General features: G+C 58.3%; 20 protein-coding genes and 1 pseudogene. 14 read left to right on the top strand and 7 right to left on the bottom strand.

The window, feature by feature from the left end; all coding sequences use genetic code 11:
- Positions 1-160 precede the first annotated feature (160 nt).
- On the top strand, positions 161-523 hold the full coding sequence (locus AC4IHP_RS14680; RefSeq protein ID WP_460119836.1) for a DUF427 domain-containing protein: 363 nt from the start codon (positions 161-163) through the stop codon (positions 521-523).
- Positions 524-576: 53 nt separating this feature from the next.
- Here the strand turns inward: AC4IHP_RS14680 and AC4IHP_RS14675 are convergent, their stop codons facing one another.
- Entirely contained in the window at positions 577-2,199 is a 1,623-nt protein-coding gene (locus AC4IHP_RS14675; RefSeq protein WP_490832016.1) for an MFS transporter, read from the bottom strand.
- Between the two features lie 127 nt (positions 2,200-2,326).
- Complete coding sequence (locus tag AC4IHP_RS14670) at positions 2,327-3,994, bottom strand: GMC family oxidoreductase (protein ID WP_490832015.1); 1,668 nt, start codon at positions 3,992-3,994, stop codon at positions 2,327-2,329.
- A 133-nt stretch (positions 3,995-4,127) separates the two neighbouring features.
- On the opposite strand from AC4IHP_RS14670, the gene AC4IHP_RS14665 reads away from it, so the two are divergent.
- The 6 genes from AC4IHP_RS14665 (at position 4,128) to AC4IHP_RS14640 (ending at position 9,105) form a co-directional block, all read left to right on the top strand.
- On the top strand, positions 4,128-5,012 hold the full coding sequence (locus tag AC4IHP_RS14665) for a LysR family transcriptional regulator (RefSeq protein WP_490832014.1): 885 nt from the start codon (positions 4,128-4,130) through the stop codon (positions 5,010-5,012).
- Between the two features lie 196 nt (positions 5,013-5,208).
- On the top strand, positions 5,209-5,556 hold the full coding sequence (locus AC4IHP_RS14660; protein WP_490832013.1) for a metalloregulator ArsR/SmtB family transcription factor: 348 nt from the start codon (positions 5,209-5,211) through the stop codon (positions 5,554-5,556).
- 27 nt (positions 5,557-5,583) lie between these two features.
- Positions 5,584-6,054: an arsenate reductase ArsC gene (locus tag AC4IHP_RS14655; RefSeq protein WP_490832012.1), complete on the top strand. Its 471-nt coding sequence runs from the start codon at positions 5,584-5,586 to the stop codon at positions 6,052-6,054.
- Between the two features lie 9 nt (positions 6,055-6,063).
- The gene (gene arsH, locus AC4IHP_RS14650; RefSeq protein ID WP_490832011.1) at positions 6,064-6,762 is read left to right on the top strand and encodes an arsenical resistance protein ArsH; all 699 of its coding nucleotides are present in this window, start codon (positions 6,064-6,066) and stop codon (positions 6,760-6,762) included.
- Positions 6,763-6,910: 148 nt separating this feature from the next.
- A complete protein-coding gene (locus tag AC4IHP_RS14645; RefSeq protein ID WP_490832010.1) occupies positions 6,911-8,452 on the top strand; it encodes a phospholipase effector Tle1 domain-containing protein in 1,542 nt (513 codons plus the stop codon).
- Positions 8,452-9,105, top strand: coding sequence for a DUF2931 family protein (locus AC4IHP_RS14640; protein WP_490832009.1), 654 nt, complete (start codon positions 8,452-8,454; stop codon positions 9,103-9,105). The genes AC4IHP_RS14645 and AC4IHP_RS14640 overlap by 1 nt, the downstream gene beginning before the upstream one ends.
- 108 nt (positions 9,106-9,213) lie before the next feature.
- Here the strand turns inward: AC4IHP_RS14640 and AC4IHP_RS14635 are convergent, their stop codons facing one another.
- The 3 genes from AC4IHP_RS14635 to AC4IHP_RS14625 all read right to left on the bottom strand — a co-directional run bounded on the left by AC4IHP_RS14635 (position 9,214) and on the right by AC4IHP_RS14625 (position 11,895).
- Positions 9,214-10,317, bottom strand: a complete 1,104-nt coding sequence (locus AC4IHP_RS14635) for a DNA alkylation repair protein (protein ID WP_490832008.1) — start codon at positions 10,315-10,317, stop codon at positions 9,214-9,216.
- 2 nt (positions 10,318-10,319) lie between these two features.
- The gene (locus tag AC4IHP_RS14630) at positions 10,320-10,925 is read right to left on the bottom strand and encodes a glutathione S-transferase (protein WP_490832007.1); all 606 of its coding nucleotides are present in this window, start codon (positions 10,923-10,925) and stop codon (positions 10,320-10,322) included.
- Between the two features lie 61 nt (positions 10,926-10,986).
- Complete coding sequence (locus AC4IHP_RS14625) at positions 10,987-11,895, bottom strand: MurR/RpiR family transcriptional regulator (protein WP_490832006.1); 909 nt, start codon at positions 11,893-11,895, stop codon at positions 10,987-10,989.
- 404 nt (positions 11,896-12,299) lie between these two features.
- On the opposite strand from AC4IHP_RS14625, the gene AC4IHP_RS14620 reads away from it, so the two are divergent.
- The 3 genes from AC4IHP_RS14620 to AC4IHP_RS14610 all read left to right on the top strand — a co-directional run bounded on the left by AC4IHP_RS14620 (position 12,300) and on the right by AC4IHP_RS14610 (position 14,851).
- Positions 12,300-12,704: a TraR/DksA family transcriptional regulator gene (locus AC4IHP_RS14620; protein ID WP_016775095.1), complete on the top strand. Its 405-nt coding sequence runs from the start codon at positions 12,300-12,302 to the stop codon at positions 12,702-12,704.
- A gap of 229 nt (positions 12,705-12,933) precedes the next feature.
- Positions 12,934-14,538: a methyl-accepting chemotaxis protein gene (locus tag AC4IHP_RS14615; protein WP_490832005.1), complete on the top strand. Its 1,605-nt coding sequence runs from the start codon at positions 12,934-12,936 to the stop codon at positions 14,536-14,538.
- Between the two features lie 109 nt (positions 14,539-14,647).
- Positions 14,648-14,851: a hypothetical protein gene (locus AC4IHP_RS14610; RefSeq protein ID WP_016775093.1), complete on the top strand. Its 204-nt coding sequence runs from the start codon at positions 14,648-14,650 to the stop codon at positions 14,849-14,851.
- Between the two features lie 6 nt (positions 14,852-14,857).
- On the opposite strand, the gene AC4IHP_RS14605 is transcribed toward AC4IHP_RS14610, so the two are convergent.
- The gene (locus AC4IHP_RS14605; protein ID WP_460119812.1) at positions 14,858-15,097 is read right to left on the bottom strand and encodes a DUF2789 family protein; all 240 of its coding nucleotides are present in this window, start codon (positions 15,095-15,097) and stop codon (positions 14,858-14,860) included.
- Positions 15,098-15,147: 50 nt separating this feature from the next.
- Positions 15,148-15,420 carry a hypothetical protein gene (locus AC4IHP_RS14600; RefSeq protein WP_460119810.1) on the bottom strand — a complete coding sequence of 91 codons (273 nt, stop codon included), beginning with the start codon at positions 15,418-15,420 and terminating at the stop codon, positions 15,148-15,150.
- A 418-nt stretch (positions 15,421-15,838) separates the two neighbouring features.
- Here AC4IHP_RS14600 and AC4IHP_RS14595 point away from each other — a divergent pair, with 418 nt between their 5' ends.
- The 4 genes and pseudogenes from AC4IHP_RS14595 (at position 15,839) to AC4IHP_RS14580 (ending at position 18,159) form a co-directional block, all read left to right on the top strand.
- Positions 15,839-16,288 (top strand): hypothetical protein, encoded by a 450-nt coding sequence (locus AC4IHP_RS14595; RefSeq protein ID WP_460125394.1) that lies wholly within the window; start codon positions 15,839-15,841, stop codon positions 16,286-16,288.
- A pseudogene (locus AC4IHP_RS14590) lies at positions 16,285-16,479 on the top strand (hypothetical protein); the annotation flags it as partial. The gene AC4IHP_RS14595 and the pseudogene AC4IHP_RS14590, both read left to right, overlap by 4 nt.
- Positions 16,480-16,609: 130 nt before the next feature.
- A complete protein-coding gene (locus AC4IHP_RS14585) occupies positions 16,610-17,626 on the top strand; it encodes an ABC transporter substrate-binding protein (RefSeq protein WP_490832004.1) in 1,017 nt (338 codons plus the stop codon).
- A 92-nt stretch (positions 17,627-17,718) separates the two neighbouring features.
- Positions 17,719-18,159 carry a DUF3995 domain-containing protein gene (locus AC4IHP_RS14580; protein ID WP_460119806.1) on the top strand — a complete coding sequence of 147 codons (441 nt, stop codon included), beginning with the start codon at positions 17,719-17,721 and terminating at the stop codon, positions 18,157-18,159.
- The last annotated feature ends 77 nt before the right edge of the window (positions 18,160-18,236 follow it).

The raw sequence follows: 18,236 nt of genomic DNA, 5'->3' as shown, positions 1-18,236 counted from the left end.
CACAGGATGGCGGGAGTTGGCGGCGGGAGCAACTGTTATCTGTATGGATATACAGATAAGGGCGTTACAGGAGGTTTAGCCGTTCGGCCGTAATTCAGTCGAGCTGCGCAACCATCAGCTATACCTGAACCGGTCTCTTCGCCGTCTTCAGGAGAACCCCATGAAAAGCCCCGGCCCCGTGATCAGCGTTGAACAACTCAGCGGCTGCCTGCTGGTGAAATTCCACGGCATCCAGGTCGCCGCGTCCTCCCACGCGCTGATCCTCAATGAGGCCAACTACCCGCCGGTCTACTACATCCCCCGCGAAGACATCGACGAGAAATATTTTGCCCGCACCGACCACACCAGCTATTGCCCTTACAAGGGCGACGCCAACTATTTCAGCCTGCAAGTGCCCGGACATGAGGGGGCCAATGCGGTGTGGACGTACGAGAACCCGAAGGTCTCCGTCGCACCGATCCGCGACTACGTGGCGTTTTATCCGGACCAGGTGAAATTCGAAGTGATCAAAGCGGACGCCTGAAGCAAAAAATGGCGAGAGAATCGCTTCCCTCGCCATTGTTGTCAGCGGGTTTTTCAGTTCTTGTCGAGATCGATATTCTTCGTCTCACGCAGACAGATCATCCCCACCACCAGGCTCACACCGGTGATCAGCACCGGATACCACAGCCCGTAGAAAATATCCCCGGTGTACACCACCAGCGCAAACGACACGGTGGGCAGGAAGCCGCCAAACCAGCCGTTGCCGATGTGATAGGGCAGCGACATCGAGGTGTAGCGGATGCGCGTCGGGAACAGTTCGACCATCAGCGCCGCCAGCGGGCCGTAGCACATGGCGGAGATGATGATCAGCGCGACGATCAGGGCGACGATCATCGGTTTGTTGATCTGCTGCATATCGGCTTGTTGCGGGTAGCCGGCGAGGGTAATCGCGCCGCGCAGTGCTGCCTCGTCGAAACCATCGAGTTTTACGTCGCCGACACTCACTTGCACGGTGCTGCCCGCAGGCGCTGCGACACTCGAGTAAGGCAGGCCTTGCTTGACCAGGAAGGTCTTGACCTTGTCGCACGGGCTGTCGAATTTGGCCTTGCCCACCGGATCGAACTGGAAGGTGCAAGTGGCCGGATCGGCGAGCACGGTGATCGGTGCCTGGCGGCTGGCCAGATCAATCGCCGGGTTGGCGTAGTGGGCCAGGGATTTGAAGATTGGAAAATACAGCGCCGTCGCCAGCAGCAGGCCGAGCATCAGCACCGGTTTGCGCCCGACCTTGTCCGACAGCCAACCGAAAAAGATGAAAAATGGCGCACCGATCACCACGCTGACAATCAACAGACTGTTGGCCACCGCCGGGTCCATTTTCAGGAACTGGGTGAGGAAGAACAGCACGTAGAACTGCGCGGCGTAGAAGGTCACCGCTTGCCCGGCGTTGATGCTGAACAGGGCGATCAGCACGACTTTGAGGTTCTCCCATTTACCGAAGGATTCGCGGATCGGCGCCTTCGAGGTTTTACCTTCTTCCTTCATTTTCAGATAGGCCGGCGACTCGTGCAGGCTCAGGCGAATCCAGGTGGAAATGCCCAGCAACACGATCGACAACAGGAACGGAATGCGCCAGCCCCAGACTTCAAACTGGTCGCCAGTGAAGTAGCGGCAACCGAGCACCACCAGCAGCGACAGCAACAGGCCGAGGGTTGCGGTGGATTGAATCCAGCTGGTGTGGAAGCCGCGTTTGCCGATGGGGGCGTGTTCGGCCACGTAGGTCGCCGCACCGCCATATTCGCCACCGAGGGCCAGACCCTGGAGCATGCGCAGCACCACCAGAATAATCGGCGCGGCGATGCCAATGCTGGCATAGGTCGGCAGCAGGCCGACGCAAAACGTCGCCACGCCCATCAGAATGATCGTTGCAAGAAAGGTGTATTTGCGCCCGATCATGTCGCCCAAACGGCCGAACACCAGTGCGCCGAACGGCCGCACGATGAAGCCGGCGGCGAACGCCATCAGCGCGAAGATGAACGCGGTGGTGTCGTTGACTCCGGCGAAAAACTGCTTGCTGATCACCGCCGCGAGGGCGCCGTAGAGGAAAAAGTCATACCACTCGAACACCGTCCCGAGTGATGAGGCGAAGATGACTTTCTGCGTTGCATTGCTGGTCTCTGCGCTGCCCGCAGCGTCCAGCGGCTGAGCGTGATCTGACATATCGGTATCCCTCACAGTGATTGTTTTTGTTGTTCCACTGGTGTTGCGTGTCCGGTGAAGCGCGATGCCTTGAATCTGCTGCAAAACAACTGTGGGAGGGGGCTTGCTCCCGAAGGGGCCGGGTCAGTCACATCAAGGGTGAATGACACTCCGCTTTCGCGAGCAAGCCCGCTCCCGCATTAGAATTGTGTACAGGTTTAGCCAAAATCAGTTGTGCCGCCTTTTCGGCAATCATCAGCGTAGGCGAACAGGTGTTGCCCGAGGTGATTTTCGGCATGATCGACGCATCGGCAACGCGCAGACCCGGTACGCCATGCACGCGCAGTTGCGCATCGACCACCGCGTCGCCGTCATTGCCCATGCGGCAAGTGCCGACCGGATGGAAAATCGTCGTGCCGATTTTCGCCGCCGCTTCATGCAATTGTTCTTCGCTTTGCAGGCTGTCGCCGGGCAGGTATTCGACCGGTTTGAACGCTTGCAGGGCAGGGGCGCTGACGATGCGCCGGGTCAGGCGAATCGCATCGGCCGCCACACGCAGGTCTTGCGGGTGGCTGAGGTAATTGGGCTGGATCAACGGCGCCGCTTGCGGATCGCCCGAGCGGATCTCGATGCGCCCACGGCTCTGCGGGCGCAGGTCGCACACCGAGGCGGTGAACGCCGGGAAGCTGTGCAGCGGCTCGCCAAAACGCTCCAGTGATAACGGCTGCACGTGATATTGCAGGTTCGCCGAGGTCTGTTCCGGGCCGGAACGGGCGAACGCCCCCAGCTGACTCGGCGCCATCGACAGCGGCCCGCTGCGGTCGTACAGATAACGCAGGCCCATGCCCATCTTGCCCCACACGCTGCCGGCGATCTGGTTCAGGGTGCGGGCGTTTTCCAGCTTGTAGATCAGGCGCAGTTGCAGGTGATCCTGCAGGTTACCGCCGACGCCCGGCAGCTCATGAATCACGCCGATGCCCAAGCGTTCGAGCAGAGGCCGCGGACCGATTCCCGAGCGCTGCAGAATGCTCGGCGAACCGACCGAGCCGGCGCACAAAACAATCTCCTTGCGCGCCTTGAACTGTTTGATCTGACCTTCATGCTGCGCGCTGACTTTTGCTGCGCGGCCGTTCTCCAGCAAGACTCGATCAACCTCTACGCCGGTCAGCACAGTCAGGTTCGCCCGGCTGCGCAGCGGTTTCAAAAAGGCCTTGGCCGCGTTCCAGCGCACCCCGGCTTTCTGGTTAACCTGAAAGTAACCGCAGCCCTCGTTGTCGCCCTGGTTGAAGTCATTGATGCTGGCAATGCCGCTTTGCTCGGCGGCGCTGCGAAAGGCATCCAGAATCGGCCACGACAGGCGCTGTTGCTCGACTCGCCATTCACCCTGATCGCCATGGAATTCCGCGCCGCCGGCAAAGTGGTTTTCGCTCTGTTTGAACAGCGGCAGCACATCCTTCCAGGCCCAGCCCGAATTGCCTGCGGCCGCCCAGCCGTCATAGTCGCCGGCCTGGCCGCGCATGTAGATCATGCCGTTGATCGACGAACAGCCGCCCAGCACCTTGCCGCGCGGATAACTCAGCGCGCGGCCGTTGAGGCCCGGTTGTTCTTCGGTTTTGAAGCACCAGTCGGTGCGCGGGTTACCGATGCAGAAAAGGTAACCCACAGGGATGTGGATCCAGGCGTAGTTGTCGCGTCCGCCGGCTTCGAGCAGCAACACCCGTTGCTGTGAATCCGCCGAGAGCCGGTTGGCCAGCAAGCACCCGGCGGGGCCGGCGCCGACCACGATGTAGTCGAATTCATCCAGGGACGTCTGCATGCCCTGACCTCGCTTTTTGTTTTTATTGTCGGACACTCTAGTTGTTAGCTTTCGTTAAAAGAATGTTAGTTTTTGCGCAGCCGCTGTGCGTTTTCAAACAGCGCACAACGACGATAGCCGACAAGGACCCCCCATGTTCGACTGGAACGACCTGCGCTTTTTTCTCGAGCTGCAACGCAGCGGCCGCCTGCTTACCGCCGCGCGCCGGCTCAACACCACCCACGCAACGGTGGCGCGGCATATCGAGTCGATCGAAAAGAGCCTTGGCACGGCGCTGTTCGTCCAGCACGCCCAAGGCTACGAAATGACCCCGGCGGGGGAGGCGCTGCTCAAGCACGCCGAAGCGATGGAAAACGTCGCGTTGCTCGCGCAGGAGGAAATCACCCAGTCCACCGCGCCGCTGGGCAAGATCCGCGTTGGCGTCACCGAAGGCCTCGGGATCAAGTTCCTCGCCAGCCGTATGATCGGTCTGTTCGAGCGTTATCCCGGCCTGGAAGTGGAACTGGTCGCCGTGCCGCGCTTCGTCAGCATCCTCAATCGCGAAGCGGAAATCAGCATCCACCTCGAACGGCCATCCGCCGACATGCTGGTCACGCGCAAGCTTACCGACTATCGACTTGCGTTGTACGCCAGCCAAACCTACCTCGACAAAGCACCGCCACTGCACAGCCGCGAAGACCTGGGCCGACATGCGTGGATCGGTTACGTCGACGATCTGCTGTTCAGTCAGGAACTGATGTTCCTCAACAGCTTCTGCCGCAGCCCGCGCGTGGTGTTTCACAGCACCAGCGTCATCGCCCAACAGGAAGCCGCTCGGTCAGGATTGGGCATTGCGGTGTTGCCTTGCTACATGGCCGCGTCCGACCCGGATCTGGTGGCGCTGTTGCCGGATGAAAGCATCGAGCGCAGCTACTGGATCAGCACGCGTCGGGAGTTGCATAAATCGGTGCGGCTGCGGGTGGTCTGGGATTATGTGGTGGGATTGTGTGAGGCGGAGCAGGACCTGTTGCACGGTTAGCCTGATGCAACCCATCCCCCTGTGGGAGCGAGCCTGCTCGCGAAGGCAATCTTTCAGCAACATCGATGCTGACTGACACACCGCCTTCGCGAGCAGGCTCGCTCCCACACGTTTATTCACCGTGGCTGCTTTCACGGGTTGATAAATATATGGATATCCGTATATTCGATTTCCCGCATATGGCGAGCCGATCACCATGATCACCCCCACCGAAGTCTTTAAAAGCCTCGCTGACGAGACCCGCGCCCGCGCCATTCTGCTCATAGCCGAGCTTGGTGAACTCTGCGTCTGCGAGATGATGTGCGCGCTCGACGACAGCCAGCCGAAAATCAGCCGTCATCTGGCGCAACTGCGTAGCAATGGTTTGCTGCTCGACCGCCGTCAGGGCCAGTGGGTGTATTACCGTCTCAACCCGGAGCTGCCGGCATGGATCGGCGAAATCCTCCAGGTGACCGTCAAGGCCAATGCCGATTGGCTCAAGGACAACGCCGTGCGCCTGCAACACATGGATGGCCGTCCCGTGCGCGAACGCGCCTGCTGCTGAATCTTCCACTTTCTACGGAGCGCATCGATGCGAGTCCTGTTCATGTGCACGGCCAATAGCTGCCGCAGCATTCTTTCCGAAGCCATGTTCAATCACCTGGCTCCCACTGGTTTCTCAGCAGTGAGTGCGGGCAGTTTTCCCAAAGGCCAAGTGCTGCCGCGCAGCCTGTCGACTTTGCAAAAGCACGGCATCGCTACCGACGGCTTGCATAGCAAAGGCAACGACGCCTTCGAAAAAAATCCCCCGGATATCGTCATCACTGTCTGCGACAAAGCCGCCGGGGAAACCTGCCCGGTGTATTTCGGTCCGGCACTGAAAGCGCACTGGGGACTGGAAGATCCGTCCGAAGTGCAGGGCGACGAAGCGGCAATCGACGCGGCATTCCACGCCACCCTGATGCGCATCGGCCAGCGCTGCCAGGCCTTCCTCGATCTGCCGTTTGACTCGCTCAGTCGCGAGCAACTGAAGGCCGAACTCGACGGCATCGGCGCGCTTTAAGGGGACACCATGCCAGACCATCTGCCCAACCTCGACCCGAGCCTGCTCGATGAAGTGCGCACGTCAATTACGGGCGAACACAAACCGCGCATCCTCCTGCTCTACGGCTCGACCCGTGAACGCTCGTTCAGCCGCTTGCTGGTCGAGGAGGCCGCACGCCTGCTCGAACACTTCGGCGCCGAAACGCGCATCTTCAACCCGTCCGGTCTGCCACTGCCCGACGACGTCCCGGTCGACCATCCCAAGGTCCAGGAATTGCGCGATCTGGTGTTGTGGTCGGAAGGCCAGGTCTGGTGCTCGCCGGAACGCCACGGCGCCATGTCCGCCGTGTTCAAGGCGCAGATCGACTGGGTCCCGCTGGAGCTCGGCGCGGTGCGCCCGACTCAGGGCAAGACCCTGGCCGTGATGCAAGTCTGCGGCGGTTCGCAGTCGTTCAACGTGGTCAACCAACTACGCGTCCTCGGCCGCTGGATGCGCATGTTCACCATCCCTAACCAATCCTCGGTGCCGAAGGCCTATATGGAATTCGACGAAGAAGGGCGGATGAAACCTTCGCCGTTTTACGACCGTGTGGTGGACGTGATGGAAGAACTGGTGAAGTTCACCGTGCTGCTGCGTGGGCAGCAGGCGTATCTGGTGGATCGTTATTCCGAGCGCAAGGAGAGTGCTGAACAGTTGATGGCACGGGTGAATCAGCGGTCGATCTGACCCGCCGTCCACGGCCAGGCTCATTCCCTTTTGAGAGTGAGCCTGCTCGCGATAACGCTCCTTGGCTGGCACACCGCCACGGCTTGCACCGTCCCCTCCCGGCTGTCACCCTTCGGTCCGTTCTTCAAGGATCAGAAGGAATCAAGGATTGAGTGGCTACGTTCCAAACCCGCCGAAAAACTATCGTTACGAAGAAGCCAAACCCGTCGACATACACGCCCGGCATTGGGCCGAGTATGAGAAACACGGGAAAGAGCCCGCGCGCGAACCTGAGAAAATCGGGATTGCGTTGAGGATCGGGGTGTTCTTCGATGGCACGGGCAACAACGCAAACAACTCAGCTGCGGGGTTGTTGTGTGGTGCTCAGTATCCGATTGCGCCTGAGGATATTCCCGCCAGTTGCCAGCCTTATATGGGTGATCCGGATAGTAGTTATGGAAACGATGTCAGCAACGTGAAGAAGCTGAGCGAACTGTATGGAGCAACACGACTCGCTGAGGGAGAAGGGCCGCGAAAGAGAGCTTTCGGTATGGTCTACGTCGAAGGCATAGGTACCCGTTCAGGTGAAGAAGACAGCAAATTCGGCGCCGGTACAGGACGTGGTGAAACCGGCGTTGCAGGACGAGTCCAATCCTGTTTCGCGGTGATCGAACAGCGTATCACTGAAGTATTGGACAAAAATCCCGGTAGTGAAATTGCTTCGTTGACTTTCGACACGTTTGGCTTCAGTCGCGGTGCCGCGGCCGCCAGACATTTCGCCAACGAGATAGTGCGTGGCAAACAAGGGCCCTTAGGCGACATTCTCCGCAGTATGTCCGATGCTCTCAGTTCGACCTTTGTTGATCAGTATCACAGCGACATCAACGTGGGCTTCATTGGGCTGTTCGACACGGTACCGTCGATTGCTGGATGGTCCAATCTGGGCAACATAAAAAGCGCAGTCGCAACGGGGGTCAAACTCTATCTCGACCGACGTTATTTCACCAACGTTGTGCAGTTGGCTGCGCGGGATGAATGCAGGGCTAACTTTGCTCTCAATCGAGTAGCGATGGATCATCCGGAAATCGTCTTGCCGGGTGTGCATTCGGATGTGGGTGGAGGTTACCTTGAGGACGCTGAAGAGTGTGTTCTCGTTAGCCCAATGCAGACGCTAGAGGTCGGTACGTATACTGACGTCGCTACCACATCGATCTACCAGGATGCGATCAATGTGAGAAATCAGTGGCTAGCCAAAGGTTGGCCGCTCGAAAATCTCGAGATCGTTACGCCACCGCCATTACTGCTACCGGTCAGCCCTCAGGATCGACTGAGTCCTCGAGTCAAGCGAGTCTATGCGGCCGTCCAACTCAAGCGTCCGGTGAGTGGATTACTGTCGAGAGTGAGCCTGCGCGTGATGCATCAACTCGCCAGAGCCAAAGGCGTTCGCTTAGAAGACATTCCCGAGACTCCAGACTATTCCGTTCCAGCGGAACTCCAATCCATATGCGACCGTTTTGTCTCTGGCGACTACAGCACCACGCCAGAGGAGGAGCAAATGCTCAAACTCAAGTACATTCACACATCCGCCAACTGGAACCATCCGCTTGGCAGGAGAGATGGGAGTGGCATCAGAGCTGTTTACATCAACGCCCCCACGGAAGATGCAATCCGAGTAAAGCACCCACACGTACCTGACTGGACGCTTTGGTAATGAAGTTATTTGCAGCACTGCTGTGTACGCTTTTTGTGGCTGGTTGTAATGCCGACCCGCTGTCAGAAAAGAGCGACCCAAAATCTTCATGGTGGGAACTCGGTTTTACCGAGCCCAACTATATGAAAGTCTGGGTTGAAGACACCGCGGTGGAAGATATCAAGGGTAGGACATTTCTGCGCACCGGGGGGGGATCCGCATCGGGCGGGCAACCTGAAGACGGCACCGAGGCGGCCCGTGGTTGGGACGGAGTGGGCGCGTCCGCTAAAGCAGTAGTTGGGGCTGACCTGCCAAAACGAATTTTCGTTCGCTGGCAATCCATCGTAGAGCCTCAAACCTATCGAGCCTGGGTTGATATACCCGAAGAAGCCAGACAACTGATGCAGGTTTCGGTCGCCCAGCGCTGCGCGAAAACACCGGAGCAGCGAGGCACCTATATTTCTTCGGTCTATCTGGGCTTGGCCCCTGGTGGTGTTGTACAAGTCTGGGTCAGAGACTCATGCCACCATCCTGTAAAAGTCGCCAGAGCCCAGGCGGAGATCGAGCCTTTAGGGCCGAGTCAGGGTAAGAACCAAGGACGCTACGCCTATCCCGTCAGCGAAAAGTCCAAGCGCTATATCGAGAAATTCGGCATTCCTTACGGAAGTTGGTAAGCGCTGAAGGCGTGATTCGTCCACTGTGCCGCCGCGCTCAATATCGATGCACGGCTGCCAGTGCACTGATCCGCTACCGGTCCGTTCGGTGAATAAACAACTCACTCCTCAAATCAAAACCTCAAACGCCGCACTACCCAACACCTCCCCATTAAGCATCACCTGCACCCCATGTCGCCCGGCGAAATGCTTGCGCGTCGTAAAATCCTTGATGACTTGATTCCGTCGCACAACCTCAGTCCCGAACCCCGCTAATCCCAGAGTCTTCAACTTGAAAACCTTTCTCGAAACCCCGCCATTCGCCTTCACATACTCAATCGCATAATCAATCACCAGCCTTTGCTCGTGCGCCACCCTGGACTTCACCGTAAACGACAACTTAATCGTCTCGCCCAATCTGACCACTGCCGGCTCAACCTTTACATCCAACAACTCAACCTCAGCCTTCGCGCCTGCGCCAATCACTGTCAGCGCCCGTAAATCCCCCTGTTTGATCAAACTGCGCAACGCATGCTTGGCAATCCAGGCCGTATGCTTGTTCTCCAGCGACCAACTTTCAATCGTGTCCAACACCCACTCCGGATGCACCTTCGTCACGTCATTCAAATGGTTCGCCACGGACTTGCGCACGTACAAACTCTCGTCCGCTTTCAACCGATCCAATATCCCGGCAGCCAACTGCGGATTCGCCTGCACCGCTTCCAGGCGAAACGACCAGGGCAGGCGAGGGCGGCTGCCTTCACTGGCGAGGCGGCGGACGTGGTGGTTGTCGTCTCGGGTCCAGTCATGCATTCGTTCCAGCGAGCGTTCCAGGTCGCTGCGCAGGAAATGGCGGATGGCGAATTCGGAGGAGCCGAAGGTGGTGAAGTACTTCAGCGCGTCCATTGAGGTGTCGAACGCGTGGGCGCCGTAGCTTGCCACGTAGTGCGGCAGGCACATGCTGACGAAGCCGCTGTTCAAACGTGGCGCGAGTTCGCGCAAGACATCGAGGGAATCTTGGTAATTCAGCGGCAGCACGGCGTGCAGACTTTCGCTGACACGCGCCATGCGTTGCATTACTGATAATTCAGCGAGTCCGTCCTGCGCATGTTTGAGAAACGCTTTGGCCTTGAACGCCGGGTACACGGCGCCCATTTCGCTGGCGATGTGCTGCAAACGCTCGGCGTTGAAGATTTCCTTTAACGCCGGGGCGGCGGTGTCGGTGGTACTCATGGTCAGGTCATCGGAGTGCTGACGAACGCTTCGAGGGTTTCGGCGTAGGCGGTGTATTGGGCGATGTGGGGGTAGCGGCGGGTGTCGATCTGGTCGGGGATTACGAGGCCGGTGAAGCTCCAGGCGACAGCGAGGCTGATGCCGGCCTGGGTGAGGGTGCCGTCGGTGGGCAAGCCGGTTTTTTCCAGTTCGTGTTCGAGGGCGGTGAACGCGGCGGCGAGTTGGCCTTCTACGCGTTCGATCCACGGCTGGTATTGAATGTCGGCGGGGCGCAGGTTGCGTTCGTAATACAGCTGCACGGCTTTTTCGCAGGCGGTGAGGCTGAGGCCGATCAGGCGCAGGGCTTGGGCGCGTTGTTTGAGATCGCTTGGCAGCAGGCTTTTGCCGGAGCTGGCTTCGAGGTAGTCGAGGATGAGGGTCGAGTCCATCAGGACCACGCTGTCGTCGAGGATCAGCGTGGGGGCTTTGACCACCGGGTTGATCTGCTGAAATTGCTCGAAGTGGCGGAACACCGAGACCGACTCGTGTTCGAGGTCTATCCCTAAGCGTTTGGCGGAGATCGCCACGCGGCGTACGTAAGGGGAGTCGAGCATGCCGATCAGTTTCATGACGCGTTCCTTCAAGTCAAACCGGTGGGAAGGCATAACCTAGCCGACGCTGAGGCAATTGTCAGTCGTCGAAGCCGGGTTGTTCGTGAATCTCATCGACATTCAGTTCCAGCCGATAGGCCACCGCCACAAACAGCGCCTGACATAAACACAGCGTTGCGCTTAGCGAACGAAACGCCAGCGCACTGCCTTCATTGACCAGCAACACGCTGCTGGCAAGCTTCGCCAGCGGTGACAGAGGGCTGTCGGTGATGATCAGCGCGTTGCCGTTTTGCTGCCGGGCGAAGCGCAGGCAGTGCTGGGTTTCCTTGGCATAAGGCACGAAGCTGATGGCGATCACCAGGTCGTTGGCGCGCACGCTGCGCATTTGTTCGCGATAGCTGCCGCCGATGCCGGAAACGAGATGGATGCGTTTCTGCGTATGTTGCAAGTTGTAAACCAGGTAATCGGCGACGGCGAACGAGCGACGTACGCCTACAACATAGATGTCGTCGGCATTGACGATGAGGTCGACAGCCTTATCAAATGCAGCCTCGTCGAGTTCGCGGCCCAAACGTTCGATGCCCGCCAGTGTTGCGTCGATGCACTCTCGAGCCAGCTCGCCGCTATCGACGGTCTGCGATTTGCTGGCGATCAGGCTGCGGATGCGTTGCTGATAGTTTTGCGCTGGCGTGGCTTTGTGCGTCCAGGCCTGGCGAAACAGCGCCTGCATTTCGCTGAAGCCGCTGAACCCCAAGCGCTGCGAAAAACGCACGATGGCCGACGGATGCACTTCGCACTCACGAGCGATATCGCTGATGCGATCGACCATGATTCGTTCGCTCTGCTGGCTGATGTAATTGGCGATACGTTTGAGCTGGCGCGGCAAGGCGTCATATTCGTCGCTAATCGTTTGCAGCAGGCGCTCGGCAGTGATCGGTGGGCTGGCGAGCGGAAGTTCGTCGGCGGCCGGCAGATCGGGGCGGGGCATAGGGCATCCTTCAGGCGGGTTGATCACGCGGTGAGCCTGATAATAGAAGGGCTGCGCGGGCTCTGCCGGGCTGAAACGATGCACCTTGCGAGAATAATTTTCGCTGTCGATGGCGGGATGGTTAGCCGTTTGTCTTCTATATACAGCCGCTCGACTGAATTTCTTGCTATAAACGCACTCCGATGGCCGTGTGAAGCCTGTGTCAGAGCAGTTTCCAGGTCCTGTCGGACAAATTCCCTGTATTTACAGTTGCTGAGGTCTTGATCGGGCCTTAGACTGCCGCCCCTCGTAAATTGAGTGCCGGGTGGCGTTTGCAATAAAACGATGCCTTTTCGACGGCCCGACACGGTTCGCCGAAACGCTCCCTTATTCGCCTTAATGCACGTTTTTTTATAGAGATATCAATGACAAAGGACAAGTTGCTGGCCATGCCGGCAGATGACTACATGAATGCAGAGCAACATGCTTTCTTCACTGAGCTGTTGCAGAACATGAAAGTCGAAACCCACGAGCGCATTGAGCAAAATCGTATCGCCATCGAAAGCCTGGACACTCCGGCTGACCCGGCGGACGCGGCTTCGGTTGAAGAAGAGCGCACTTGGCTGGTCAACGCGATCGATCGCGACCAGCGCATGCTGCCGCAACTGGAACAAGCCCTTGAGCGCATCAAGGACGACAGCTTTGGCTGGTGCGACGACAGCGGCGAGGCCATCGGCCTGAAGCGCCTGCTGATCAGCCCGACCACCAAGTACTGCATCGAAGCTCAAGAGCGTCACGAGCAGATCGACAAGCACCAGCGTCAGGCCTGATTCTGTGGGGTGACCCTGTCAACAGGGGCGCCTCGAAAAGATCGCAGCCTTCGGCAGCCCCTATACGGGGGTTGCTGAAGGCTGCGATCTTTGTTTTTGCTCGTCTGCATTTTACCCGAGCGGTTCCATTGACCTGCCACAGACCCCACGACTAACGGACCATGGATAATGGCGTTGTAGTGGCGTTTAATGCAGTCACAACAATGAGAACAAACATGGGGTGATCAAGATGACGAGAGACGGATCTCTGGTTGCGGCGCTGCCTGCACCAGTGCTTTTGCCGAAAAACCGCTGGATCGCGCCGACCCTGCAAAGTATCGCCCTGATGCTGTTGCTGATCGGCATGGCCATGGCCGAGTGGTCGCTGTACATCGCCATGCCGCTGGCGATATTGATTGTCTGGCTGCCGCGCCTGCGTTCGCGCAGCGCTCCTGCTGCTGTCCCGGTCGATAGTGTGAGCGCATTGTCCGCACTGACCCGGGATCTTTCCTATACCACCAGTCACAACGCACTCTCCGCGGCCGGCGTAGCGTTCTCGGTAAAAGCGCTCGCGAGCAAAGTAGAATCGCAACTCGATGCGGCGGCGCAGATCGTCAGCAACGCTGAGGTGATGATCGCCACTGAACAAGCCACTTCCCAGCTTAGCCGCGAGGCGCTAGACGCGGCCAGCGAAGCGCATCACAGCAGCGCGGCGGGACGTAGCGAACTGCTCGACTCGATTGCGCGCATGCAGCAGCTCAGTCAGCGCGCCAATGGCAGTCGCGAGTTGATCGAAGCCTTGAGTGTGCGCAGTGACGACATTCAGCGCGTGACCCTGGTTATTCAGTCGATTGCCAGTCAGACCAATTTGCTGGCCTTGAACGCTGCGATTGAAGCAGCCCGGGCCGGTGAGCATGGTCGCGGTTTCGCTGTGGTCGCCGATGAGGTGCGCGGATTGGCAGCGCGTACGGCGGCGGCAACGGGCGAGGTCGGTGAAATGGTTGCTGACATCCAGCTGCGTACCGCGCAGGTGGTGGCGCAGATCCGCGAGTTGTCGAGCGATTTGCGGACTGGCGTCGAACAGGTCGAGCACACCGGGCAGCATCTGGAGAACATTGCGCGACTCGCGGCGGGAGTGGAAAACCAAGTCAGTGAAATCGCCCGTGGTGCGCAAACCAATCGAGAGCAGCTCGACGCGTTGTTCAGTGCTATTGAGCAAATGCGTAGCGATCTGGCGATCAGCGATCAGCAGACCCGTCGTCTCGCCGACGCAGCGGTGCAGATGGAAGGGCAGGCGGAAACTATCAGCGAGCGCCTGGCCGAAGTGGGTCTGGATGACTACCACCAGCGTATTTATGATCTGGCGCGCGAAGGTGCGAGTCAGATCGCGGAGCGCTTCGAGGCGGACGTCGAGCAGGGGCGGATCAGCCTGGATGACCTGTTCGATCGCAGCTACCAACCGATACCGGGCACCGAACCCACCAAATTTCAGACCCGGTTTGACCGATACACCGATCAGGTCTTGTCGGCGATTCAAGAACCTCTATTGGCGCGCCATGAGGGGTTAGTGTTTGCGATTGCCTGCACGCAACAGGGTTATGTACCGACGCATAATCAGGCATTCAGCCAGCCGTTGACCGGTGATGTGCAGGTCGACACGGTAAATAATCGCACCAAACGCAAATTCGCTGACCGCACCGGTATCCGCTGCGGCAGCCATCAGCAACCGGTGCTGTTGCAGACCTACACGCGCGATACGGGTGAGCTGATGCATGATTTATCGGTGCCGATCATGATCAACGGGCGACACTGGGGCGGGTTGCGTCTGGGCTATAAACCTGAGAATCCGCGCTGAGATTATTACCGTTGACGCAATGAATCTGTGCACGGCAGTTGCTGTTTCCTCTCGAAGGAAAGCATTAACCTGACGACTTAGTTAGGTAGCTAATTATTTCGGAGGGCACATGCAGTGCAGGGTAGACGTGGCAGTGATGATCGGCAGCGGCGTTCCGGCGGGATTACGCGCGATGGGGCGCAGTGTGTGCTGGGTGGTTTTGCTCAACGGGGAGCGACGCGGCACAGCCTTTGCCAGTCGCGATGAAGCGGAGGAGTGCAAGGCTGCCTGGCTCGAACAACTGAACATCGAGCCCGGTGACAGCCTGCACTGAACGCCCTTACTTGCCGCGATGCAAACGTACGTTCAGCTCATCGACAATCGGCGCTTCTTCACCGTCAGCACGCAGCCACTCTTTAAGTAACTCCGCCTGCTGGGGCGACCAGAAATCGGCATCGATCAGTTTGGTCTCAGAGTCCAGCGGATGGGTTTCGACAAAGTCATTGATCGACGCTTCATCGGACGGCAGGCCCAACTGGTCGAAAAGGGTGGTCAGGTTAAGCTCGGTTGGCAGTTCCATCATCTACTCCTGGGTCGGTGCCGGTGCGGCTTGTTCGTTCACTCCCCTTATCAGAGGCAGGCGCTGGCGTGGAGTTCGATTTTTGATTCAAGCGATCGAGCGAGAGCGCACGCTTCATTGTGATTGCCGCGGAAACCTCTGACACGCCCCGTGGATATCTCCTTGATGTGAAAGAAGGCAATGCCCGCTGGCACTACCTGAAAGTGCGGGATCTGATGATTGTTAGAAGATGTCGGAAGATTGCTAACGCTGGCAACCTGCACCGTCGCAGGTGTGCTGATGTGTGCCTCGGCCGACGTGGCGAAATGAGTCAAATTGCACATATGAAGTCCTTTTCATCAGTCGGCCGGGATTTAACGGCCGTTGCGGGTAGTCGTAATGAGCATCGCTATTCTAGAATCGCCAGTACCTGCTGACGACCGGGCTTATCTAAAGCAATTTTTCGCCAGCGATATGTCGGAAAAGTGCTTTTTTTCGTGAGAAATTTCCCTAAAGTTCGTAGTTAGATTTTCTCTAGTCGCACCTGAGGCTTTTTCCTTCAAGGTTTGGTGATTTCAGAGCGGGTTTCATTAATGACAATCCAGTAGTCTACGAACCTCGCGATTCAAGAGCGCTTCGCTCGCTTCGGGTTTTTGAGTGTTTTGCAGTTTTCATCGGCCTGGCCGTTTCTTTGCCGTGGGCGTTTTGCGCTGCGCGGTTTTCAAATGTGGGGATGTTTCTTTGGCAGTCAGTAACCTCGATATGCATGCTTTGTTCGTGCTGGGTGATTTGCGTGCAAAGCTGGTCAAGCAATTCCAATCACGTTTTGTTTACATCACCGAGCAAAACGCCGAAGGCATTTACATTGCCGAAATCGATACCGAAAGTGCGCTGGTAGTCGATGACAAACCTGGACTCAAACTCAAGGTTGGCGACCACTTCATTGCATCGGTTCTGCCCAGCCGTGAAGGCGGCAAGATGGACATCCGTTTTCGCGATATCAAGCTGGCGGTCTACGGCTTGGGCGACTACGCCTTCGTCAGTACGGCCGACGGTCACGCGATCCTGTTCAAGGAAGGTCATAGCGTCGTCACTGTATTTGCCGCTCATGAGCAGTTGCAGGAAGGCCTGACCAAAACTTTGAAAGCCGTTACCGCGAAAGCCGCGAAATGGCGCAAGGGTGAATTGGTGACCTTCAAGGCCAGCGAGTGAATCGCGCAGATTTCCATGCGCAAAACCTCGATAGCGCACGCGAAGAAGCGCAGCGATTGTTCGCCAGAAAGCACGAACTGCAAGGTGCCTGGCTGAGTTGGGTAGCGTCGCAGATCTACGCATTGCAACCGGCGACTTACGCCAGCATGGTCAGACGTGAGCTGCAAAGCCTGCAGGAAAAGTCTGAATCGTTACCTCGTGCGCAGCAGACCCCGGAAAAAGCAGGAACCTCGGCTAAAGTCAGTTGACTGAGTTATTCAGAGGCTTGCGCTCCCGTCAGGCCAGACTTGCCATAGCTGTGAACAGCACGAGGTGCAATGCATGAACGGATTTCGACGGTTACTGGCCGCCAGCGTGGCCACCTTTGGTTTGCTGACGTCAGCGCAATCGCTGCAGGCGGCACAGGCGCCGATCCACTTTGCCGACCTTAACTGGGAAAGCGGCAGCCTGATCACCGAGGTGCTGCGGGTGATCGTCGAGAAAGGCTATGGCCTGCCGACCGACACGCTGCCGGGCACTACCATCACCCTGGAAACCGCACTGGCCAACAACGACATCCAGGTGATCGGCGAGGAGTGGGCCGGTCGCAGTCCGGTCTGGGTCAAGGCCGAGGCAGAAGGCAAGGTCGTTGGTCTTGGGGATACCGTCAAAGGCGCCACTGAAGGCTGGTGGGTGCCGGAATACGTGATCAAGGGCGACCCGGCCAAAGGTATCAAGCCGCTGGCGCCGGATCTGCGCAGTGTCACTGACCTGAAGAAATACAAGGACGTGTTCAAGGACCCGGAAAGCCCGGGCAAAGGGCGTTTCCTCAACAGCCCGATCGGCTGGACGTCGGAAGTGGTCAACAAGCAAAAGCTCACGGCGTATGGCTTGAAGGACGACTACACCAACTTCCGTAGCGGTTCGGGTGCCGCGCTGGATGCCGAAATCAGCTCTTCGATTCGTCGCGGTAAACCGGTGTTGTTCTATTACTGGTCGCCGACGCCACTGCTTGGCAAATTCAAACTGGTTCAGTTGGAGGAGCCGCCCTTCGATGCCGAGGCATGGAAGACGCTGACCGACGCCGATAATCCTGATCCGAAACCGACCCGCTCGCTGGCATCGAAGCTGTCGATCGGTGTGTCTACGCCGTTTCAAAAGCAGAACCCGCAAATTGCCGAGTTTTTCAGCAAGGTCGATTTTCCGATCGAGCCCCTGAACAAGGCACTGGCGGATATGAGTGACAAGCACACCGCGCCTCGTGAAGCGGCAGTAGCGTTCATGAAAGCGCATCCGGATGTCTGGCAGGCGTGGCTGCCCAAAGATGTGGCTGACAAAGTGACGGCTGATCTGAAATAGCGCGCTCAAGGCACCGTACCGCCGACCGGTCGTGCATGGGCAAAAAATCCGACTACGATGGTTTGTTCAAATCCCTTTGAAGGATTTCAACCATGACCTTTGTGTTGGCTCAATGGCTGGTGACGGTTTTCGCAGCAATCGGCCTGATGCACGTGTATTGGGCGTTGGGCGGGCAATGGGCGGCTGCGGTGGTGGTGCCGCAGGTGCCGGTGTCGGGCTTCGTCGCCACGGTCCGCCCGGCCTTCAACCCCTCAGGCTGGCTGACGCTGGCAGTGGCGGCTGCGCTGCTGGTGATTGCAGCGCTGGTTTGCATGCGGGTCGGTTGGGGCGTGCCGGCGGTGCAGCACAAGGCACTGCAATGGGTGATCAGCGCGATCGCGTTGCTGATGTTCGCCCGAGCAATCGGCGATTCGAATCTGGTCGGATTTTTCAAGGAAGTGAAGGATTCGCGATTCGCGCGGCTCGATACCTGGGTGTATTCGCCGTTGTGTGCGCTGCTGGGGGCGGGGTTGCTGGCGGTAGCTTGGGTTTGAGCTGATCCGGAATCTGCGACGACCCGACCGGCCTCTTCGCGAGCAGGCTCGCTCCCACAAGGGAGAGCGCATTCCTA

This window comes from Pseudomonas sp. UF-293 (assembly GCF_058245595.1).
This window is presented reverse-complemented; position numbering and strand designations above follow the sequence as displayed.